19 protein-coding genes are annotated in these 20,196 nt (G+C 68.1%); 14 read left to right on the top strand and 5 right to left on the bottom strand.

The features are described 5' to 3' along the window. Positions 1 to 43 precede the first annotated feature (43 nt). Positions 44 to 2,104: an elongation factor G gene (fusA, locus tag FG323_RS06595; protein ID WP_141453718.1), complete on the bottom strand. Its 2,061-nt coding sequence runs from the start codon at positions 2,102 to 2,104 to the stop codon at positions 44 to 46. Between the two features lie 204 nt (positions 2,105 to 2,308). Here fusA and FG323_RS06590 point away from each other — a divergent pair, with 204 nt between their 5' ends. The 4 genes from FG323_RS06590 to FG323_RS06575 all read left to right on the top strand — a co-directional run bounded on the left by FG323_RS06590 (position 2,309) and on the right by FG323_RS06575 (position 5,958). Next, entirely contained in the window at positions 2,309 to 2,746 is a 438-nt protein-coding gene (locus FG323_RS06590) for an OsmC family protein (RefSeq protein WP_181444101.1), read from the top strand. Next, positions 2,739 to 3,443 (top strand): alpha/beta fold hydrolase, encoded by a 705-nt coding sequence (locus FG323_RS06585; RefSeq protein ID WP_141453717.1) that lies wholly within the window; start codon positions 2,739 to 2,741, stop codon positions 3,441 to 3,443. The genes FG323_RS06590 and FG323_RS06585 overlap by 8 nt, the downstream gene beginning before the upstream one ends. Before the next feature lie 67 nt (positions 3,444 to 3,510). Then, entirely contained in the window at positions 3,511 to 4,182 is a 672-nt protein-coding gene (locus FG323_RS06580) for a glycine zipper 2TM domain-containing protein (protein ID WP_141453716.1), read from the top strand. Between the two features lie 111 nt (positions 4,183 to 4,293). Continuing rightward, positions 4,294 to 5,958, top strand: a complete 1,665-nt coding sequence (locus FG323_RS06575) for an amidohydrolase (protein WP_141453715.1) — start codon at positions 4,294 to 4,296, stop codon at positions 5,956 to 5,958. 93 nt (positions 5,959 to 6,051) lie between these two features. Here the strand turns inward: FG323_RS06575 and FG323_RS06570 are convergent, their stop codons facing one another. Together FG323_RS06570 and FG323_RS06565 are read right to left on the bottom strand one after the other, a co-directional pair. Further along, a complete protein-coding gene (locus FG323_RS06570; RefSeq protein ID WP_141453714.1) occupies positions 6,052 to 6,933 on the bottom strand; it encodes a PhzF family phenazine biosynthesis protein in 882 nt (293 codons plus the stop codon). A 28-nt stretch (positions 6,934 to 6,961) separates the two neighbouring features. Further along, on the bottom strand, positions 6,962 to 7,837 hold the full coding sequence (locus FG323_RS06565; RefSeq protein WP_141453713.1) for a PhzF family phenazine biosynthesis protein: 876 nt from the start codon (positions 7,835 to 7,837) through the stop codon (positions 6,962 to 6,964). A gap of 106 nt (positions 7,838 to 7,943) precedes the next feature. On the opposite strand from FG323_RS06565, the gene FG323_RS06560 reads away from it, so the two are divergent. From FG323_RS06560 to FG323_RS06540, 5 genes are all read left to right on the top strand, one after another. Next, positions 7,944 to 10,574: a bifunctional aspartate kinase/diaminopimelate decarboxylase gene (locus tag FG323_RS06560; RefSeq protein WP_141453712.1), complete on the top strand. Its 2,631-nt coding sequence runs from the start codon at positions 7,944 to 7,946 to the stop codon at positions 10,572 to 10,574. Then, complete coding sequence (locus tag FG323_RS06555; RefSeq protein WP_141453711.1) at positions 10,558 to 11,055, top strand: hypothetical protein; 498 nt, start codon at positions 10,558 to 10,560, stop codon at positions 11,053 to 11,055. Before FG323_RS06560 ends, FG323_RS06555 begins: the two co-directional genes overlap by 17 nt. Next, the gene (gene murL / locus FG323_RS06550) at positions 11,052 to 12,410 is read left to right on the top strand and encodes a UDP-N-acetyl-alpha-D-muramoyl-L-alanyl-L-glutamate epimerase (protein ID WP_141453710.1); all 1,359 of its coding nucleotides are present in this window, start codon (positions 11,052 to 11,054) and stop codon (positions 12,408 to 12,410) included. The genes FG323_RS06555 and murL overlap by 4 nt, the downstream gene beginning before the upstream one ends. Beyond that, a complete protein-coding gene (gene murD, locus FG323_RS06545; RefSeq protein ID WP_141453709.1) occupies positions 12,391 to 13,794 on the top strand; it encodes a UDP-N-acetylmuramoyl-L-alanine--D-glutamate ligase in 1,404 nt (467 codons plus the stop codon). Before murL ends, murD begins: the two co-directional genes overlap by 20 nt. A gap of 79 nt (positions 13,795 to 13,873) precedes the next feature. Beyond that, positions 13,874 to 14,659, top strand: coding sequence for a dienelactone hydrolase family protein (locus tag FG323_RS06540; RefSeq protein ID WP_141453708.1), 786 nt, complete (start codon positions 13,874 to 13,876; stop codon positions 14,657 to 14,659). Here the strand turns inward: FG323_RS06540 and FG323_RS06535 are convergent. Then, the gene (locus tag FG323_RS06535) at positions 14,614 to 14,886 is read right to left on the bottom strand and encodes a helix-hairpin-helix domain-containing protein (RefSeq protein ID WP_141453707.1); all 273 of its coding nucleotides are present in this window, start codon (positions 14,884 to 14,886) and stop codon (positions 14,614 to 14,616) included. The two genes, FG323_RS06540 and FG323_RS06535, sit on opposite strands and share 46 nt — an antisense overlap. Then, positions 14,886 to 15,884 carry a polyprenyl synthetase family protein gene (locus FG323_RS06530; RefSeq protein WP_141453706.1) on the bottom strand — a complete coding sequence of 333 codons (999 nt, stop codon included), beginning with the start codon at positions 15,882 to 15,884 and terminating at the stop codon, positions 14,886 to 14,888. The genes FG323_RS06535 and FG323_RS06530 overlap by 1 nt, the downstream gene beginning before the upstream one ends. A 156-nt stretch (positions 15,885 to 16,040) precedes the next feature. Here FG323_RS06530 and FG323_RS06525 point away from each other — a divergent pair, with 156 nt between their 5' ends. From FG323_RS06525 to rfbD, 5 genes are all read left to right on the top strand, one after another. Further along, the gene (locus FG323_RS06525; protein ID WP_141453705.1) at positions 16,041 to 16,523 is read left to right on the top strand and encodes a single-stranded DNA-binding protein; all 483 of its coding nucleotides are present in this window, start codon (positions 16,041 to 16,043) and stop codon (positions 16,521 to 16,523) included. Between the two features lie 243 nt (positions 16,524 to 16,766). Continuing rightward, complete coding sequence (gene rfbB, locus FG323_RS06520; protein WP_141453704.1) at positions 16,767 to 17,822, top strand: dTDP-glucose 4,6-dehydratase; 1,056 nt, start codon at positions 16,767 to 16,769, stop codon at positions 17,820 to 17,822. Between the two features lie 13 nt (positions 17,823 to 17,835). Continuing rightward, entirely contained in the window at positions 17,836 to 18,723 is an 888-nt protein-coding gene (gene rfbA, locus FG323_RS06515; RefSeq protein ID WP_141453703.1) for a glucose-1-phosphate thymidylyltransferase RfbA, read from the top strand. Next, entirely contained in the window at positions 18,720 to 19,277 is a 558-nt protein-coding gene (gene rfbC / locus FG323_RS06510) for a dTDP-4-dehydrorhamnose 3,5-epimerase (protein ID WP_141453702.1), read from the top strand. Before rfbA ends, rfbC begins: the two co-directional genes overlap by 4 nt. Then, complete coding sequence (rfbD, locus tag FG323_RS06505; RefSeq protein WP_141453701.1) at positions 19,274 to 20,194, top strand: dTDP-4-dehydrorhamnose reductase; 921 nt, start codon at positions 19,274 to 19,276, stop codon at positions 20,192 to 20,194. The genes rfbC and rfbD overlap by 4 nt, the downstream gene beginning before the upstream one ends. Positions 20,195 to 20,196: the final 2 nt, after the last annotated feature.

Genomic DNA, 20,196 nt, shown 5'->3' with positions numbered 1-20,196 from the left:
GGGGCGGGCGGATCGTCGTCGGCGATCCGCCCGGCCGCGACGCTCAGTCGTCCTCGGGTTTGGGCTTGTACGCCTCGGCCAGCTTCTGCTGGACGTTGCCCGGCACCGGTTCGTAGTGGCTGAAATCCAGGTTGTAGCGGCCCCTGCCGGCGGTCACCGACTTCAGTTCCGCGGCGTAGCCGTCCAGTTCGGACAGCGGCACCTGTGCCCGGACGATGATTTCCCCGCGCACCGCATCGGTGCCGTTGATCCGCGCGCGCTTGCTGGACAGCCCGCCGGTGATGTCGCCGACCTGGGCCTCCGGCGCGGCGACCTCCAGATCCACCACCGGCTCCAGCACCTGTGGACGTGCCTTGCCGATGGCATCCAGGAAGGCTTTCTTGCCGGCGGCCACGAACGCGACCTCCTTGCTGTCCACCGGATGGTGCTTGCCATCCAGGATCACCACGCGCAGGTCCTGCAGGGGGTAGCCGGCCACCGCGCCGCTGGCGAGCACCTGGCGCACGCCTTTTTCCACCGCGGGCATGAACTGGCCGGGGATGGTGCCGCCCTTGACCTCGTCCACGAACTCGAAGCCCTGGCCGCGCGCCAGCGGTTCGACCCGCAACGACACCTCGCCGAACTGGCCGGCGCCGCCGGTCTGCTTCTTGTGCCGGTGATGACCGTCCGCCTTCGCGGAGATGGTCTCGCGGTAGGCGATGCGCGGCGGGCGGGTCTTCACTTCGACGCCATGGCGGTCCTTGAGCCGCTCCAGCATCACCCGCAGGTGCAGATCGGAGAGGCCACGGATGACGGTCTCGTTGAGTTCGGCCGTGTGCTCGACCACGAAGGCGGGGTCTTCCTCGGCCAGCTTCTGCAGGGCGGTGGACAGCTTCTGCTCCTGGCCCTTGCTGGCCGCCTCGATCGCCAGGCCGAACATCGGACGGGGGAAATCCACCGGCTCCAGATGGATGTGGTCCTCGTCGTGGCTGTCGTGCAGCACGGCGTCGAAATGAAGGTCCTCGATCTTGGGGATGGCGGCGATGTCGCCGGGAACGGCCTGGTCGATCTCGGCGTGGTCCTTGCCCTTGAGCTTGAACAGGTGCGCGACCTTGAACGCCTTCTTGCCGTCGTCGACGAACAGCGAACCCTCCTTCTTCACCGTGCCCTGGTAGACCCGGAAGATGCCCAGCTTGCCGACGAAGGGATCGTTGACGATCTTGAATACGTCGGCGATGACGTGCGCCTGCGGGTCCGGTTGCGCCCGCACCGCTTCGGTGCCGGCGCCGTTGGTGCGCTGGAACGGCGGTGGATTGCCCTCGCCCGGATGCGGGAACAGGCGCTCGGCCACATCCAGCAGTTCGGGCACGCCAGCCCCGGTGCGCGCGGACACGAAGCAGACCGGCACCAGATGCCCTTCGCGCAGGCACTGCTCGAACGCGTCGTGCAGTTCCGCGCCGGACAGGCCGCCTTCGCCGGCATCCAGGAAGTGTTCCATCACCGTTTCGTTGATCTCCACCACCTGGTCGATGATCTTCTGGTGCCAGTCGGCCACCGGACCCAGATCGGAATCGCCCTGCGCATTGCCGAAGCAGTCCACCACCTTCCGGCCGGCGTCGGCCGGCAGATTGAGCGGCAGCACTTCCGGACCGAAGGATTCGCGCAGATCGGCCAGCACGCGCGCGCAGTCGGCGCTCTCGTGGTCGATCTTGTTCACCACGATGGCCCGGCACAGGTTGCGCTGGCGGGCGCGTTCCATCAGGCGGCGGGTGCCGTGGGCCACGCCGGTGTCGGCATCGACGACGATCAGCGCGGTTTCCACCGCCGACAGCGCCGACAGCGCCGGGCCGCGGAATTCCGGATAGCCGGGCGTGTCGATCAGGTTGAGGTGGATGCGTTCGCCGGATGCCGCCAGGTGGTCGGTGCTGGCGATGGCAGTGTCGATCGAGTGGCCGCGCGCCTTTTCAATGGGATCGTGATCGGACACGGTGGTGCCGCGTTCGATGGTGCCTGCCGTCTGGAGGGTGCCGCCGGCATGCAGCAGGGCTTCGAAAAGCGTTGTTTTGCCGGCGCCAGGGTGGCCTGCCAGGGCCACGTTGCGGATTTGGGGTGTGCTGTACGACATGAGGCCGTTCCTCCCGGGAGTTGGGTCGAAGGGCCGTCATGGCTGTCCGGGCCGGCGCGACCCGTGAGCGTGCGCTCGGCGGGCGGTCATGGCGGGGAGCCAGCATCGGACGCACCGGCGGCGGGGTCAAGTCGCAACGCGCAACCGGCGCTACACGCGCGCGGGTGTAAGCTCCGGGCTCCCCCTGGACGAGGAGCGACAGCCATGGCTTTGAAACGTTACGCGGACGCGGTGTGGAAGGGCGACCTGCAGGCCGGCAAGGGCAACATCAGCACGCCACAGAGCGGGCTTTTCGACGCCCAGAATTATTCGTTCAAGACCCGCTTCGGCGACGAGAAGGGCACCAATCCGGAAGAACTGCTGGCGGCGGCGCATGCGGGCTGTTTCAGCATGGCGCTGTCGGCGGTGCTGGGGAAGGCCGGATTCACCCCGGAGATCATCCAGACCCGCGCCGAGGCGACGATGGAGCCGGGCATGGATCCGGGACCGACCATCACCGGCATCAAGCTGATCGTGTCGGCCCGCGTGCCCGGCATCAGCGGCGCGCAGTTCGACGACATCGCGAACCAGGCCAAGGCGGGTTGCCTGATCTCGCGCGCGCTGGCGGTGCCGGTGTCGATGGAAGCGACCCTGCTTGCCTGAGCGTGGCGCGTCGGCCTGGAGCGCATTGTTCCTGCATGGCGCGGGCGGCGGTGGCTGGGAATGGAACCTCTGGGGCGGCATATGGCGCGCGCAGGGCATCGCCGTCAGCGCACCGGATCTGCAGCCGGCGGATGCCGGACTCGAGGCGACGGAATGGGATCACTATCGACGGCAGGCCGCGGCGTGGCTGGCGGCATTGCCGCGTCCGCGCGTGGTGGTCGGGGCGAGCATGGGCGGCCTGCTCGCATTGCAGGCGGCGGCGGACGCCGACGCGCTGGTCGTGATCAATCCGTTGCCGCCGGCACCCTTGCACACCCTGCTGCCGGCGCGCGAGTGGCCCGCGCGGGTGCCCTGGCGGCGGCACGCGCGGCTGGCTTCCACGCGCCGGGCGATGCCCGAATCCGATCCCGCTTCGGTCCTGTACGCGCTGCGTCGCTGGCGCGACGAATCCGGCGCGGCGCTGCGCGCGGCCCAGTCCGGCATCATGGCGGCAATGCCGGCTTGCCCCGCGTTGTTCATGGCCTCGCGGCGGGACGAGGACGTTCCCGCGCAGGCGGTACGGCAGCTGGCCGGGCAGGCCGGCGGTGCATTCGTCGAGCTGGCCGGCGGCCACCTGGCGCCGCTCATGGGCCGGGATGCGCCGCAAGCCGCGCGGCAAGCTGTCGAATGGCTAAATGCCACCGGCGCGGCCGCTTGAGTTCAGTCTGTTTTCACCCGTCCGACTCGACGATGCGCGCACGCCATCCCGGCGTGGGGAGTTCCGCATGAACCGCCTTTCGACATCCCTGCTAGCGTTCGGCCTGTTGGCTTCCGGCGCCGCTTCGGCGCAGTCCTATTCCGGCGGCTACGGGGATCGCTACTCCAGCGGCGAGTACGACTACGCCAGGGTGGTCCGGGTGGATCCGATCATCGAGGGCGATCGCTACGGCGGTCGCACCGTCAGTACCTCGCAGCGTTGCTACTACCGCGACGCCGACGATCAGTATGTCTATGACGACGGCGGCTACCGGAATGATGGTTACTACGGCGACGATGATCGCTATCGCGATGACCGCCATGGCGACGATCGCTACCGCGGCACCGACACCGGCCGCACTGTGGCCACGGTGATCGGCGGCATCGCCGGTGCCGTGCTCGGCAGCAAGATCGGCGATGGCAGCGGCCGCTATGTGGGCACCGCGGTGGGTTCGATGGTGGGTGGCATGGCCGGGCGTTCGATCTACGACAACACCCAGCGCAATCGCCAGGCCCGGCGCGGCACGGTCCGGGTCTGCGATCCCGAGCCGGTCAACGGCGGCTACAACGGCTATGGCGGCGACGGCCGGGTCACCGGTTACGACGTGACCTACGAATACGCCAACCGCACCTATCACACCCGCACCAGCTACCACCCCGGCGATCGGATCCGGGTCAGGGTGGACGTGCGGCCGGAGTAATCCGGCGCATCACGCGAAGGGGCCCTGCGGGGCCCCTTCCGTTTTCCGGCGCTTGAACGGAGCGGCCATCGAACGCATAGTCGCCCGGGTTCAAACACACGGGAGCGGGGAATGCGCAGATGCTTGCTGGCGATGGTACTGGGCGCGATGTCGGGAGCGGGCCTGGCGGCGGAGGTCACCGTGTTGACCGCCGATCGCATCCATACCTCGGATCCGCAGCGACCGCAGGTCCAGGCCATGGCCTGGGATTCGACGGGGCGGTTGCTGGCGTTGGGCGATGCGGCGGAACTGCGCGCGAAGTATCCACAGGCCGGTCACGTCGAGGCGACCGGCAAGACGGTGATTCCGGGACTCATCGATGCGCATGGCCACCTGATGGGGCTGGGCTTCGCACTCATGCGCGCGGATCTGACCGGCACACGCAGCAAGCAGGAGATCGTGGAACGCCTGCGCGCCTATGCGCGGGATTTGCCGAAGGATGCCTGGGTGCTGGGCGGTGGCTGGGATCAGAACGACTGGCCCGAGAAGCAGTTCCCGACGGTCGCGGATCTGGATGCCGCGTTCCCGGATCGCCCGGTGTGGCTGGAGCGCGTGGACGGGCATGCCGGCTGGGCGAATTCGGCGGCGTTGCGCGCGGTGGCAGCGAAGTCGGCCAGATCGCTGGAAGGGGATTGGCAACCGGATGGCGGCCGCATCGAGCGCGCCGGCGGCAAGCCGACCGGCGTATTCGTCGACGGCGCGATGGGACTGGTATACGCGGTGATTCCGCCCGCCGATGATGCGACCCGCGAGCAGGCCGCCGCCAAGGCGTTCGATGCGGCGGTGCGGCATGGCCTGACCGGCGTGCACGACATGGGTGTGTCACGCGAGGATCTGGTGCTGTTCAAGCGCTTCGCCGATCAGGGCCGTCTCCCGCTGCGGGTGGATGCCTATGCCGACGGCGACGGAAACGCGCTGGCGGATCTGTGCGCCAATGGGCTCTACCGGCATGCGGGCGGACGCCTGGAGATGCGCGGCGTGAAGCTTTACATCGACGGCGCGCTGGGCAGCCGTGGCGCGGCCATGCTGGACGAATACAGCGATGATCACGGCAACCGCGGCCTGCTGGTCACCGATCCGGCGAGCTACGAGGCCTCGGTGCGCAAGGCGCGCGGATGCGGCGTGCAGGTGGCGACCCACGCGATCGGCGATCGCGGCAACCGGATCGTGCTGGACACCTACGAGAAGGTGCTGGGCGATGGCGCGGGCTCGGATCACCGCTGGCGCATCGAGCATTCGCAGATCGTCGCGCAGGAGGACATCCCGCGGTTTGCCAGGCTGGGCGTGATCGCCTCGATGCAACCGACCCATGCGACCTCGGACATGCCGTGGGCGGAGGATCGGGTTGGTCCGCAGCGCATCCTCGGCGCCTACGCCTGGCAGCGATTCCTGCACAGCGGCGCGCGACTCGCGCTGGGCTCTGATTTCCCGGTGGAATCGGTGGACCCGCGGCTGGGCCTGTATGCGGCGGTGACCCGCCAGGACCACGACGGCCAGCCGCCCGGTGGATGGCAGCCGGATCAGCGGCTCAGCGCCGCCGAGGCGGTGCGCGGGTTCACCGCCGATGCCGCCTGGGCGGGACGCGACGAGAAGGAAGTGGGCCAATTGGCGCCGGGGCTGCGCGCGGATTTCGTGATCCTCGACGAGGATCCGCTGGCGGTGCCGGCTGCGCAGTTGGATGAGTTGCATATCCGTTCCACCTGGGTGGACGGCCAGCCGGTCTACGAGGCGCGCTGAAACCGGCGGCAGCACGCGAGTGGCGCGTGCCGCCGTCTTTACTTTGCCGGACTCATCCCGTTTGCCGGGACGATGCGGTGCGGGGGGCTCCGATCACCAGTCCAGCGTGCCGCTGACCACCGTGCGGACGTGGCCGCCGGACCAGACGTCGCCACGCTCGTCCACGTGCAGTTGCAGACGGGCATCATGGCCGACCTCGCGGCCCTGGCTGACGGTGTAGCGGGTGCGGCCGGCGGGCAGCGCGCCGCGCTCGGCCAGCCAGGCGGCCAGCGTCGCGTTGGCGGCGCCGGACGCGGCGTCCTCGAACACCGCCGGTGCGCCGACGAAGGCGCGAACCACCAGGTCGTAGTCCTGGCCGGCGTCGGCGAGGGCGTAGGCGCACACGCCCATGCTGTCGGTGGCCTTGGCGAGCGCGGCGATTGCATTCCAGTCGGGCACGGCCGTGCGCAGCGCGTGTTCGTCGCGGACTTGGGCCAGCCACCAGCGACGGCCACCATCCACCAGCGCGGGCGGCAACGGGCCGGCGGGCAGCGCGGCGAGCGCCGCCCGCAACAGCGGATCGTTGGCCGGTTCGCCGGTTTTCAGCACGCTGGCGCGCGGGGTGCGCACGGCGATGCTGCGCGTGCCGCCGTCGCCATCCACCCGCAGCGGCAGGCGACCGGCGATGCCTTCCTGCACCAGCAGGCCGTCGCGCGGCGCCGCCAGGCCTGCTTCCAGCACCACATGGGCGGTACCCACGCTGGGGTGGCCGGCAAATGGCACTTCGCGGCGCGGACTGAAGATGCGCAGGCCGTAACTTGCTTCCGTCGACGGGGCGGGAAACACGAAGGTGGTTTCCGGCAGGCGGGTCCAGCGGGCGATCGCCTGCATGGCGTCGTCGTCCAGGCCCTCGGCGTCCAGGACCACGGCAAGCGGATTGCCGGCGCCGGGGCGGTCGGCGAAAACGTCCAGTTGGACGTAGCGGCGAAGGGTCATCGGGGGAATCTCGGTGGGGGCGCGCAGCTTACCAAGTCGCGCTGCCGGCGATGACGGCCTGCACCTGCCCGCCGATCCAGATGTCGCCGGCGGCATCGAGCTCCACCGTGACCTGCCCGTCGCGCCCCAGTTCACGGCCCTGGCTGGCGATGTAGCGGCCATGCGGGTCCGGAAAGCGGCCCGCGGCGTGCAGCATTGCGCCGATGGCGGCGTTCGCGCTGCCGGTCACTGGATCCTCCGGTATGTCGTCGGCCGGGCAGAACGCGCGGACGGCGAGCGCGCATTTTTGGTTCGCCGCGGTCTGGCCGAACACCGCCAGGCCGATCGCGCCGCTGGCCCGGCTCAGCGCGTCGATGGCGGGAAGGTCGGGCGCCAGCGCGCGCACCGCGTCGGCGTCCGCCAGTTCGACCAGCCACCACGCGGGGCCGTTGTTCCAGAGCGCGGCGGGCAACGGGCCGAGCGGGAGCCGCGCGAGCACTGCGGCGAGCAGGTCGTGCACCGGTGCGGATACCGGCTGCGGACGCGCCGCCGGCGCGCGTAGCCGCACCAGACGCTCGGCGCCACGGCCTTCCACCCGCACCGGCAGCAGGCCGGCTTCGCATTCCTGCACCAGCGCGCCGGTTTCCGGCGCCAGCCCGGTTTCCAGCGCCGCCCAAGCCGCGCCGATGCTGGGATGGCCGGCGAACGGCAGCTCCCGGCGCGGGGTGAAGATGCGGATGCGGTAATCCGCCTCGGCCGACGTCGGCGGCAGGAAGAAGATGGTTTCGGACAGCCGGGTCCAGGCCGCGAACGCCTGCATGGCAGCGGTATCCAGGTCGGCGGCGTCCAGCACGACGCCCAGCGGATTGCCGGCGCCGGGGCGGTCGGCGAAGACGTCGAGCTGCAGGTAGCGGCGAGGGCGCATGGGTCGCTGTCCGTCGGTGCCGGTCCGGGCCAAATTCGGCGGGGCGTTCGGCTAGAATCGAGGGTTCACGCCCGAATGTTTCGGGCATTTCCCCACCATTCTATCCATGCCCTCCGCCCCTATCGCGCCTGATCCCTGGATCGTCCTCAAGTTCGGTGGCACTTCGGTGTCCCGTCGTCATCGTTGGGACACGATTGGTCGATTGGCGAAAAAACGGGCGGACGAGCAGGGCGCGCGCGTGCTGGTGGTGGTGTCGGCGTTGTCCGGTGTCACCAACGAGTTAACCGCGATCGCCGACGGTGCGGCCGACAGCGCCGAACGCGTCGCGAAACTGGACCAGCGCCATCGCGAATTCGCCGCCGAGCTGGAACTGGATGTCGACGCGGTGCTGGGCGTCCGTTTGGCGGCGCTGCGTGATCTGCTGACCGACCCGCGCGCCGCGGCCCGCAGCCTGGACTGGCAGGCCGAGGTGCTGGCGCAGGGCGAACTCCTGTCTTCCACACTGGGCGCGGCCTACCTGAAGTCGCAGGGACTGGACTTCGGCTGGATGGATGCACGCCACTGGCTGCAGGCCAGCATCCTGCCCAACCAGAGCGCGTGGGCGCAGCGCCTGTCGGTCTCCTGCGCGACCGCGCCGGATCAGGACTGGCGCCGCGCGTTCGCCGCGCAGGACTGCGCGATGCTGCTGACCCAGGGCTTCATCGCCCGCCACGGCGACGGCGGCACGGCGATCCTGGGACGCGGTGGTTCGGACACCTCCGCGGCGTACTTCGGTGCGCTGCTGGGCGCGCGCCGGGTGGAAATCTGGACCGACGTGCCCGGCATGTTCAGCGCCAATCCGCGCGAAGTGCCGGATGCGCGCCTGCTGACCCGGCTGGATTATTACGAAGCGCAGGAAATCGCCACCACCGGCGCCAAGGTGTTGCACCCGCGCTCGATCAAGCCGTGCCGCAACGCCGGCGTGCCGATGGCGATCCTGGATACCGAGCGCCCGGACCTGCCGGGCACCAGCATCGACGACAAGGCCGCCACCGTGCCCGGCGTGAAGGCGGTGAGCCGCCGCAACGGCATCGTGCTGGTGTCAATGGAAGGCATCGGCATGTGGCAGCAGGTCGGCTTCCTGGCCGACGTGTTCGCCCGTTTCAAGAAGCACGGCCTGTCGGTGGACCTGATCGGTTCGTCGGAGACCAACGTCACCGTGTCGCTGGACCCCAGCGAGAACCTGGTCAGCACCGACGTGCTGGCGGCACTGTCGGCGGATCTGGCCGAGGTCTGCCGGGTCAAGGTCATCGCGCCGTGCACCGCGATCACCCTGGTCGGCCGCGGCATGCGCTCGCTGCTGCACAAGCTGTCGGACGTGTGGGCGATGTTCGGCCGCGAACGCGTGCACCTGATTTCGCAGTCGTCCAACGACCTCAACCTGACCTTCGTCATCGACGAGGCCACCGCCGACGGCATGCTGCCGGTGCTGCATGCCGCGCTGATCGACAGCGGCGCGATGCCCACCGACGAGACCAGCGTGTTCGGCCCGAGCTGGCGCGAGATCAATGGCGCGATCCGCCGCCGCGGCACGCCGTGGTGGCAGGCGCCGAAGGAACGCGAACGCCTGCTGTCGCTGGCCGGCGTCGGCACGCCGCGTTACGTCTACCACCTGCCGACCGTGCGGGCGCGCGCCCGCGCGCTGGCCGGCATCGCCGCGATCGATCGCCGCTTCTACGCGATCAAGGCCAACTCGCATCCGGCCGTGCTGCGCGCGATCGCCGGCGAGGGCTTCGGCCTGGAGTGCGTGTCGCAAGGCGAGCTGGAGCGTGTGTTCGCGGAAGTGCCTTCGCTGGCGCCGCAGAACGTGCTGTTCACCCCCAGCTTCGCGCCGCGCGGCGAGTACGAATTCGCGCTGTCGCACGGGGTCATCGTCACCCTGGACAACGTCGAGGCGCTGCGGAACTGGCCCGAGGTGTTCCGGGGCCGCACGCTGTGGGTACGCATCGACCTGGGACGCGGCGACGGTCACCATGACAAGGTCAAGACCGGCGGCAAGACCTCCAAGTTCGGCCTGCCGCTGGCGCGCCTGGACGAGTTCCTGGCCACCGCGCGCGCGCTCGACATCCGCATCGTCGGCCTGCATGCGCACCTGGGCAGCGGCGTGGAGACGCCGCTGCACTGGAAGCAGGTCAGCGACGAACTGGGCGGGCTGGCCGACCAGATCGGCACCATCGAGAGCATCGACATCGGCGGCGGCCTGCCGATTCCCTATGCGGCCGAGGACGAGCCCTTCGATCTGGAGTCCTGGGCCATCGGCCTGGCCGAGATCAAGGCCGCGTATCCGGCCTACCAGTTGATCATCGAGCCGGGCCGCTACCTGGTGGCCGAGTCCGGTGCGCTGTTGACCCATGTCACCCAGGTGGTGGAGAAGCAGGGCATTCGCCGGGTCGGCGCGGACGCCGGCATGAACGCGCTGATCCGCCCGGCGCTGTACGACGCCTGGCACGACGTGGCCAACCTGAGCCGGCTGGGCGACACGCGGGAGGACAACTTCGACGTGGTCGGCCCAATCTGCGAATCCAGCGACGTGTTCGGCAAGCGCCGGCGCCTGCCGGCGGCAACCACCGAGGGCGACGTGCTGGTGTTCGCCGACGCGGGCGCCTATGGCTACTCGATGGCCAATACCTACAACCTCCGCGATCTGCCGGCGGAGGAAGTGCTTGACGAGGCCGCTGGCGATGAAACCGCGCGCTGAGTTCGTGCTGACCACGGCGGCCATCGCGCTGGCGCTGGCGATCATCGCCTTCGTGGCGATGCTCCACCAGTGGAACGTCTCGCAGTGGCCGGCCGGAGCGCTGGAGGCGTTGAAATGGGCGCCGGCGGCGTTCTTCGCCGCATTGCTCGGAGCGCTGGGTACGACCGCCTGGCATCGCCGCGCATTGGCGCGCCAGCGGCGCTGGTCGGCCGGCGGCATGACCCTGCGCACGCTGCTGTTGTCCTACCTGGCGTTCCCGTTCCTGTTGGGCGCATGGGTTGCCGCGGTCTCCGCGGGCGACCGGATCTGGGCCGCCAGCCCGGCGCCGGTGGAGGACAGCCTGTCCTGGCTGCCGCTGACCATGCTGCTGTTCACCGCGTTCGCCATCGTGCTGGGCGCGGTACCCGCTTTCATCCTCGAATACTTCGTCAGCCGCCGCTACCTGCGCCGGCAGGCCGCCGTCACCACAGGTTCCGCATGAGCAATTTCGATCGTTCCTCCATCCGCTGTTTCCGGTTCGTCCGTTGTTCCCTCGATCCGGACACCGGCATCGCGCGCCTGGTCTACGCCTTCGACGACGGTCCGGAACTGACCGAGACCGTCACCTTCCCCGGCGCGCCCTTCGCCCTGGACGCGCCGCGCGCGCAGGCCGCGCAACAGGCGTTGCGGCTGCTGCACCTGCTGACCGGCGTGAGCTACTACAAGGCCGCGGTTCCGCCGGAAATCCGCATCGACGAGTACGCCATCGACGCCGATACCGCGGCGATGATGGAAGAGATCTATGTCAACGGACTGGGCGAGTTTGCTTATCGCAATGGCCTGGATCTGCATGGCCGGGTGCGTTTCCCGGTGGGCAAGGCCAAGCCCGACGCGGCGGCGGCGTCGCTGGGGTTGCGCCGGCATGCGCTGGTCGCCATCGGCGGCGGCAAGGATTCGCTGGTCAGCATCGAGGCGCTGCGGAGCGCGGGCGTCGAGCAGACCGTCACCTGGGTGGGCGGTTCGCAGCTGATCGCCGCCTGCGCGGCGCGGACCGGCCTGCCGACCTTCAACCTGGGCCGGGCGCTGGCGCCGGAGCTGTTCGAGTACAACCGGCAGGGCGCCTGGAACGGCCATATCCCGGTCACCGCGATCAACTCGGCGATCATGGTGCTGGCGGCGCTGCTGCTGGACGCCGACCAGGTGGTGTTCTCCAACGAGCGTTCCGCCAGCTACGGCAGCGTCATTCCCGGCACCGGCGAAGTGAACCATCAATGGTCCAAGGGCTGGCGCTGCGAGCAACTGCTGGGCGACTACGTGCAGCGGCATGTGGCCGCGGACCTGCACTACTACTCGCTGTTGCGGCCGCTGTCCGAACTGGCGGTGGCGCGCCAGTTCGCACGTACCGATCACTACGACGCGCATTTCTCCAGCTGCAACCGCAACTTCCATATCCTCGGCGAGCGCCCGGTGAACCGCTGGTGCGGCGTCTGCCCGAAATGCCACTTCGTGTTCCTGGCGCTGGCGCCGTTCATGCCCAAGCCGCGCCTGGTGGGCATCTTCGGCCGCAACCTGCTGGATGATCCGGGCCAGATCGGCGGCTTCGACGCGCTGCTGGAGTACCAGGATCACAAGCCATTCGAATGCGTCGGCGAAGGCCAGGAATCGCGCGCCGCGATGGCCGCGCTGGGCGAACGCCCGGAATGGCGCGAGGATGCGCTGGTGGCGCGTTTCAACCGCGAGATCCGGCCGCAGCTGGATCCGGCCGAACTGGCGATCGCGCCGCTGCTGGAAGTGGGCGAGGAACACCTCATCCCCGCCGCGCTGTGGGAGCGACTGCGTGCGAATTTCGCAGCTTGAGGGACGCCGGGTCGCGCTGTGGGGCTGGGGCCGCGAGGGCCGCGCCGCCCATGACGCGATTCGCGCGCGGTTGCCGGGGCTGCCGCTGACGCTGTTTTGCGGCACGAGCGAGGCGGATGACGCCGCCGCGCTCGGCGACAGGGAACTGCGCATCGTCACTACGGTCGATGCGGACGCGCTGTCCACCTTCGAAATCGTGGTGAAGTCGCCGGGCATCAGCCCCAACAAGCCCGAGGCACTCGCCGCCGCCGCGCGCGGGACGCGTTTCATCGGCGGCACCACGCTGTGGTTCGCCGAACATGCCGGCGCCGACGGCATCGCCGCCCGCACCCTCTGCGTGACCGGCACCAAGGGCAAGAGCACTACCACGTCATTGCTGGCCCACCTGTTGCGCGCGGCCGGCCATCGCACCGCGCTGGCCGGCAACATCGGCCTGCCGCTGCTGGAAGTGCTGGAACCGCAGCCGGCGCCGGAGTACTGGGCCATCGAACTGTCCAGCTACCAGACCGGCGATGTGGCCGCCAGCGGCGCGCGCCCGGAAGTGGCGGTGGTGCTGAACCTGTTTCCCGAGCACCTGGACTGGCATGGCAGCCAGGCGCGCTATGTCGAGGACAAACTGGCCCTGGTCACCCGCGCGCATCCGCGCGTGGCCGTGCTCAACGCCGCCGATCCGCAACTGGCCGCGCTGTCGCTGCCGCACAGCGAGATCCATTGGTTCAACACCCCACGGGGCTGGCACCTGCGCGGCGACCATCTGTACCGCGGCGAGCAACGGGTGATGGATACCACCTCGGTGCCGGTGCCCGGCCGGCACAACCGCAGCAACCTGTGCGCGGTGCTGACTGCGCTGGAAGCGGTGGGCATTGACGGCGTCGCCATCGCCCACGCGGCGCGGGATTTCCGGCCGTTGCCCAATCGCCTGCAGACTTTGGGCGAACGCGACGGCTACACCTACGTCAACGACTCGATCAGCACCACGCCGCATGCCAGCCTGGCGGCGCTGGAATGCTTCGCCGGCCAGCCGATCGCGCTGTTGGTCGGTGGCCATGATCGCGGCCTGGCGTGGGAAGGATTCGCCGCCCGCATGGAGCACGACGCTCCACGGGTGATCGTCACCATGGGCGCCAACGGGCCGCGTATCCATGCCTTGCTGGCGCCGCGCGCGGCTGCGGGCCGTTTCGTCCTGCTGGCGGCGGAAAGCCTGCAGGATGCGATGGCGCAGGCACGCGCGCACCTGCCCGCGCCCGGCGTCATCCTGCTGTCGCCGGGCGCTCCCAGCTACGGTCCGTATCGCGACTACGTGGCGCGCGGGCGTCATTTCGCCGAGCTGGCCGGGTTCGACCCGGCGCTGATTTCGGCGATTCCCGGCATCGGCATCGCCTAATACAACAGGTCTGCCGCTGCACACTCGCAGCGCCCGGACCGGCGTACACTCCGCCGGTCTTTCCCTGCGAGGAACTGTCATGCGCCCATTGTCCGTATTGGCGGCCCTGCTGGCCGCGTTGTGGGTGTTTCCGCTGCTTGCCGCGCCGCAGGCCAGACCGCTGGAATGGAAGGTCGGCAAACAGACCTTTTCAGGTTTCCTGGTTTACGACGACGCCAGCAAGGAACAGCGTCCGGGTTTGCTCATGGTGCCGGACTGGCTGGGCGTGACCGACGATGCGTTGGCCAAGGCCAAACAGGTCGCCGGCGACGACTACGTGGTGCTGGTGGTCGACATGTACGGCAAGGGCGTGCGTCCGCAGAATCCGGATCAGGCGCTGGCCCAGGTCAAGCCCTTGTATGCGGACCCGGCGGTGATGCGCGCCCGCATGGACGCGGCACTGGCCGCGCTGAAGGCACAGGCCGGCAACGCCCCCGTGGATGCCGCGAAAATCGGGGCATTCGGTTTCTGTTTCGGTGGCTCGTCGGTGCTGGAGCTTGCCCGTGGTGGCGCCGAAGTGTCGGGCGTGGTGACTTTCCATGGCGGCCTGGACACGCAATCGCCGGCGAAGGCGGGTGCGGTGAAGACCCCGATCCTGGTTCTCAATGGTGCCGAGGATCGGGGCACCGCGCCGCATGTCGCGGCGTTCGAGAAGGAAATGAACGAGGCCGGCGCCGACTGGCAGTTCGTCAATTTCAGCGGCGCGGTGCACTGCTTCGCGCTGGAGAATGCCAACCGGCCGCCGGGCTGCGTCTACAACGCGCGCGCGGCCAAGCGCGCCTACCGGATGATGGACGACTTCTTCGAGGAAGTGTTCGGCGACTGAGCCTGTGCCACCGCGATCGCGTTGGCGATCGCGGTGCGCGCCTGCGGGCTGTTGCGCCAACAGGTGGTGCCCAGCATGGCCGCAATCTGCGCGTTGATGTCCGTGGGCGTGGCCTGGGCCAGATCGGCGAGGGCGTGGTAGCCGATCTGTTCCAGCCGCGCGATCACGGTCGGACCTACGCCCTTCGCGGCCAGCAACCGCTCGCGTTCATGCGCGTCGAACGGCATCAGTGGCTGCGTTCGATCGCGTAGCGGGCCAGTCCGCGCAACGCGGCGACGGCTTCGTTTTCGGCCAGGCCGTCCAGGCAGCGTTCGGCGGCATCGGCGTATTCGCGGGCACGCTGCTGGCTGTATTCCAGTCCGCCGGTGGCGCGGATGGCCGCCAGCACCTCCGGCATCGCGGTCGCGTCGCCTTCCTGCACGATGACGCGCAGGCGGGCGGCGGTCGCGGCATCGGAATGGCGGATGGCGTGGATCAGCGGCAGGGTCGCCTTGCCTTCGGCCAGATCGTCGCCCAGGTTCTTGCCCAGATCGGCGGCGTCGGCGGTGTAGTCGAGCACGTCATCGGCAATCTGGAAGGCATAGCCAAGGTTCATGCCGTAGTCGTAGAGACGCTGTTGGGTCGCGGCGTCGACCCGCGATGCCAGCGCGCCCAACTGGGTGCCGGCGGCGAACAGCACCGCCGTCTTGCGCTCGATCACGCGCAGGTAGGCGGCTTCGTCGGTATCGGGGTTGTGCACGTGCAGCAACTGCAGCACTTCGCCCTCGGCGATGCGGTTGGTGGTGTCGGCCAGGATCCGCATCACGTCCATGCGGTCCAGTTCCACCATCAGCTGGAAGCTGCGCGAATACAGGAAGTCGCCGACCAGCACGCTGGGCGCATTGCCCCACAGCGCGTTGGCGGTGCTGCGGCCGCGACGCAGGTCCGACTCGTCCACCACGTCGTCGTGGAGCAGGGTGGAGGTATGGATGAACTCGACGATGGCCGCGAGCTGGTGATGGTCGGGACCGACCGGACCGGTGGCCCGTCCCGCGAGCGCCACCAGCATTGGGCGCAGGCGCTTGCCGCCGGCCGAGACGATGTGGTCCGCGATCTGGTTGATCAGCACCACGTCCGAGGCCAGCCGGCGCCGGATCAGGGCGTCGATGGCGGCCATGTCCGCCGCGGCGAGGGACTGGATCTGGGGCAGGGCCAGGGCGGAACGCGGGGATTCGACGACGGACATGGGAAATCGGGCAGGGAAGTGCCTGAATTATAAGGCGGACGGGACGGGGAATTCCTACAGGACGTCATGGAGCCACCTGATGGTCAGGCCGGCACGGGTATACTTCACTGGTCCATGCCCGCGTCCGGCGGGCGATCACTAACGGAAATCAGCGCTATGGCCCGCGGCATCAACAAAGTCATCCTGGTCGGCAATCTCGGCAACGACCCCGAAACCAAGTACACCCAGGGAGGCATGGCCATCACCCGGATCAGCCTGGCCACCACCAGCGTCCGCAAGGACCGCGACGGCAACCAGCAGGAACGCACCGAATGGCACCGCGTGGTGTTCTTCGGCAAGCTGGGTGAAATCGCCGGCGAGTACCTGCGCAAGGGCAGCCAGGTGTATGTGGAAGGCTCGCTCCGCTATGACAAGTACACCGGCCAGGACGGCGTGGAGAAGTACTCCACCGACATCGTCGCCGACGAAATGCAGATGCTGGGTGGACGCGGCGAAGGCGGCGGCGGTGGCGGTGGCGGCATGGACCGTCCGCAGCGTCCGCAGCGGCAGGAGTATTCCCAGCAGGCCCCGCGCCGGCAGGCTCCGGCCCAGCAGCCCGCGCCGATGGACGACTTCGCCGACGACGATATTCCGTTCTGAGGCGGTCCCGGCGTTCAGGGCGATGTTTCGGAAAACCCGCCGGCTGGCGGGTTTTCTTTTTCGGCGTTCCCGGACGACGTTTCCTCGCGATGCCCTTTTGGCGGCCCTGTCACTACAATCTTCGTGCATACGCCAGGATGGCGTTGGCAGGGCGCCCTTGCCGCGGCAAGGTCGGGCAGGCATGCGAAAAAGATGTGTCCCGACCGATGTCCCGCGGGACAACAGAATTGGACGAGGTGAGAGATGACGACATGGCTGGTAACCGGTGGGGCCGGCTTCATCGGAGGCAACTTCGTGCTGCGCGCGGTTGCCGATGGCGTCAGGGTGGTCAATCTCGATGCACTGACCTACGCAGGCAACCTGGACACGCTTTCCCCGCTGACCGGCAATGCCAATCATGTCTTCGTCGAAGGCAACATCGGTGATTCAAGACTCGTTGCCTCCCTGTTGGCGGAACATCGGCCGGAAGCGGTTTTGAATTTTGCCGCCGAGAGCCACGTGGATCGCTCGATCGATGGACCCGGTGCCTTCATCGAGACCAACGTGGTCGGCACCCTGAGCCTGCTGGAAGCCGTCCGTGATCATTGGCGTTCACTTCCCGATGGGGAGCGGGAGCGTTTCCGCTTCCTGCATGTATCCACCGACGAGGTGTATGGCTCGCTGGTGGATACGGGAAAGTTCACCGAAACCACGCCGTACGCCCCGAATTCCCCCTACTCGGCTTCCAAGGCCGCTTCGGATCACCTCGTGCGCGCGTTCCATCACACCTATGGGCTGCCTACCCTCACCACGCACTGCTCCAACAACTACGGTCCCTATCATTTCCCCGAGAAACTGATCCCCCTGATCATCCAGCGGGCGTTGGCGGGTGAGCCGTTGCCGGTCTATGGCGATGGCAGGAATGTCCGGGACTGGCTGTTCGTCGGCGATCACTGTTCGGCTATCCGTTGCGTTCTTCAGAAGGCAGGCGTGGGTGAGACCTACAACGTCGGCGGCAATGCGGAGCGGCAGAACATCGACGTGGTGAAAACCATCTGCCGTCTACTCGACGAACGCAGGCCGCGTCCCGATGGCCAGCCCCATAGCAGCCAGATCACCTTTGTGGCGGATCGCCCCGGACACGACCGCCGCTACGCCATCGACGCATCCAAACTCCGCGACGAGTTGGGATGGGAACCGCAACACACCTTCGAAGAGGGCATCGCCGAAACCGTGGACTGGTACCTGGCGAACCAGGATTGGGTGAATCGCGTGCTGGATGGCAGTTATCGTCTGGAACGCATCGGCACCATGGCTTGAGCAGGAAACCCGCATGAGCACACGCAAGGGCATCATCCTGGCCGGTGGAACCGGCACACGCCTGTATCCCATCACCCAGGCCATCAGCAAACAGCTGTTGCCCGTCTACGACAAACCCATGATCTACTACCCGCTCAGCGTGCTGATGCTGGCGGGAATCCGCGAAGTGCTGATCATCAACACGCCGCACGAGCAGGTCCTGTTCCGCAACCTGCTCGGGGATGGCTCGCAGTGGGGCATGCAGATCGAGTATGCCGTGCAGCCCAGTCCGGACGGACTCGCCCAGGCCTTCCTGATTGGCAAGGAGTTTCTCGCCGGCGGGCCCAGTTGCCTGGTATTGGGCGACAACATTTTCCACGGCCACGGTTTCAGCCAGATTCTGAAACGCGCCGACGCGCGCACGGAAGGTGCGACCGTGTTCGGTTACTGGGTTCGGGATCCGGAGCGCTATGGCGTGGCCCGGTTCGGGGCCGATGGAACCGTTGTCGACATCGAGGAGAAGCCCGCCAAACCCCAGTCGAATTACGCGATCACCGGTCTGTACTTCTATGACGGTCGCGCCAGCGACTACGCCGCTTCGCTGCGGCCGTCCCCGCGCGGGGAACTGGAGATCACGGATCTCAACCGCCGTTACCTTGAAGATGGCAGCCTGCACCTGGAGCCGCTGGGCCGTGGATACGCCTGGCTGGATACAGGCACCCACCAGTCGCTGCTGGACGCCTCGGCCTTCATCGAAACCATCGAAGCCCGGCAGGGGCTGCGTGTCTGCTGTCCGGAGGAAATCGCCTACAGGAACGGCTGGATCGACGGCGAGCAGTTGCGGCGGCTCGCGGCGCCATTGGCCAGGAATGGTTACGGCGAATACCTGCTGGCGCTGCTGGACCGCGGGAGCGTCCCTTGAAGATCGTCGAGACCTCGTTGCCGGGTTGCCTGGTGATCGAGCCTGCGGTCTGGAGCGACGATCGCGGGTTTTTCTACGAAGCATGGAACGCCGAGCGGTTCGACGAACATGGCCTGCCCGCCCGCTTCGTGCAGAGCAACATTTCCTCGTCTGCCCATGGCGTCTTGCGGGGCCTGCACTATCAGTGGCCGAATCCACAGGGCAAGCTGGTCAGCGTGCTCGAAGGCGAGGTATACGACGTGGCGGTGGACATCCGCCGTGGCTCACCACATTTCGGCCGCTGGACGGCGGCGGTGTTGAGCGCGGGCAACAAGAGGCAATTCTGGATTCCGGAAGGTTTTGCCCACGGCTTCGCGGTCCTCTCCGAGCGGGCCATCTTCAGCTATCTCTGCACCGCCGGCTATGACGGGGCGAGCGATGCGGCCATCCGCTGGGACGATGCGCGCATCGGGATCGACTGGCCCATTCGTGAACCCGTGCTCTCGGACAAGGATGCCCGCGCCCCGTTCCTGGATGACCTGGCCCCGGAACGGTTGCCCTCGTTCATCATATGAAAAAGATCCTGCTGCTGGGCGCCAACGGCCAGATCGGCCATGAACTGAGGCGCAGCCTGTCCGCGCAAGGAACGATCATTCCAGCGAACCGCACCGGCCTGCTGCCAGAAGGCACGCCCTGCGAGGTCGCCGATTTCGATCATCCCGAATACCTGCCTGCGCTGCTTGAGCGGCATCGACCGGGAATCGTCGTGAACGCGGCTGCCTTTACGGCGGTGGATCGCGCCGAGGAATATGTCGACGCCGCCTGCCGCGCCAATGCGGAAGCACCGGCCCTGCTCGCCGGCTATTGCTCCGAGCACGGTATCCCGCTGATTCACTACTCCAGCGACTATGTGTTCGACGGGACTGGTGATCGCCCGTACCGCGAAGAGGATCCGGCCTCGCCGCTGGGCGTGTATGGCGCTTCCAAGCGTGCGGGGGAAGTGGCGATCCTTGAATCCGGTGCCCCGGGCGTGATTCTCCGCACGTCGTGGGTCTACGGCGCTTACGGCAGCAACTTCCTGCTGACGATGTTGCGCCAGGCCCGCGCGAGCGCGGAGTTGCGCGTGGTTTCGGATCAACGGGGAACGCCGACACCCGCCCAACTGATAGCCGACGTGACCGCCGAGATAGTGGCCGCGCATCCGGATACCCAGGGGATACTGCATCTGGCCGCTGGCGGCGAGACCAGCTGGCATGGGTTCGCCGAGGCCATTCTGGCTGGCGCGCATCGCCGCGGGTTGATTCCACGCCTGCCGCGGGTATTGCCGGTTACCTCTTCCGACTATCCCGCGCGCGCGTCGCGTCCGGCCTATTCGCGGTTGGATACCGGAAAGCTGGAAGCGCTGCTGGGCCGGCCGATGCCCGCCTGGGAAACCGGATTGGAAGCGGTACTGGATCACATTCCCCCCGATTTGCCGTTAGACTCCATGTAATC

It is taken from the genome of Pseudoxanthomonas sp. z9 (assembly GCF_006542425.1).
In the GTDB taxonomy this organism is placed as follows: domain Bacteria; phylum Pseudomonadota; class Gammaproteobacteria; order Xanthomonadales; family Xanthomonadaceae; genus Pseudoxanthomonas_A.
Note: the sequence above shows the minus strand (reverse complement) of the source record. Positions and strands in the feature narration are given on the sequence as shown.

Excerpts from the sequence above, each read along its gene's own strand:
- fusA (WP_141453718.1), bottom strand. The coding sequence starts at position 2,104 with ATGTCGTACAGCACACCCCAAATCCGCAACGTGGCCCTGGCAGGCCAC.
- FG323_RS06590 (WP_181444101.1), top strand. The coding sequence starts at position 2,309 with ATGGCTTTGAAACGTTACGCGGACGCGGTGTGGAAGGGCGACCTGCAG.
- FG323_RS06580 (WP_141453716.1), top strand. The coding sequence starts at position 3,511 with ATGAACCGCCTTTCGACATCCCTGCTAGCGTTCGGCCTGTTGGCTTCC.
- FG323_RS06575 (WP_141453715.1), top strand. The coding sequence starts at position 4,294 with ATGCGCAGATGCTTGCTGGCGATGGTACTGGGCGCGATGTCGGGAGCG.
- FG323_RS06570 (WP_141453714.1), bottom strand. The coding sequence starts at position 6,933 with ATGACCCTTCGCCGCTACGTCCAACTGGACGTTTTCGCCGACCGCCCC.
- FG323_RS06565 (WP_141453713.1), bottom strand. The coding sequence starts at position 7,837 with ATGCGCCCTCGCCGCTACCTGCAGCTCGACGTCTTCGCCGACCGCCCC.
- FG323_RS06560 (WP_141453712.1), top strand. The coding sequence starts at position 7,944 with ATGCCCTCCGCCCCTATCGCGCCTGATCCCTGGATCGTCCTCAAGTTC.
- FG323_RS06555 (WP_141453711.1), top strand. The coding sequence starts at position 10,558 with ATGAAACCGCGCGCTGAGTTCGTGCTGACCACGGCGGCCATCGCGCTG.
- murL (WP_141453710.1), top strand. The coding sequence starts at position 11,052 with ATGAGCAATTTCGATCGTTCCTCCATCCGCTGTTTCCGGTTCGTCCGT.
- FG323_RS06540 (WP_141453708.1), top strand. The coding sequence starts at position 13,874 with ATGCGCCCATTGTCCGTATTGGCGGCCCTGCTGGCCGCGTTGTGGGTG.
- FG323_RS06535 (WP_141453707.1), bottom strand. The coding sequence starts at position 14,886 with ATGCCGTTCGACGCGCATGAACGCGAGCGGTTGCTGGCCGCGAAGGGC.
- FG323_RS06530 (WP_141453706.1), bottom strand. The coding sequence starts at position 15,884 with ATGTCCGTCGTCGAATCCCCGCGTTCCGCCCTGGCCCTGCCCCAGATC.
- FG323_RS06525 (WP_141453705.1), top strand. The coding sequence starts at position 16,041 with ATGGCCCGCGGCATCAACAAAGTCATCCTGGTCGGCAATCTCGGCAAC.
- rfbB (WP_141453704.1), top strand. The coding sequence starts at position 16,767 with ATGACGACATGGCTGGTAACCGGTGGGGCCGGCTTCATCGGAGGCAAC.
- rfbA (WP_141453703.1), top strand. The coding sequence starts at position 17,836 with ATGAGCACACGCAAGGGCATCATCCTGGCCGGTGGAACCGGCACACGC.
- rfbD (WP_141453701.1), top strand. The coding sequence starts at position 19,274 with ATGAAAAAGATCCTGCTGCTGGGCGCCAACGGCCAGATCGGCCATGAA.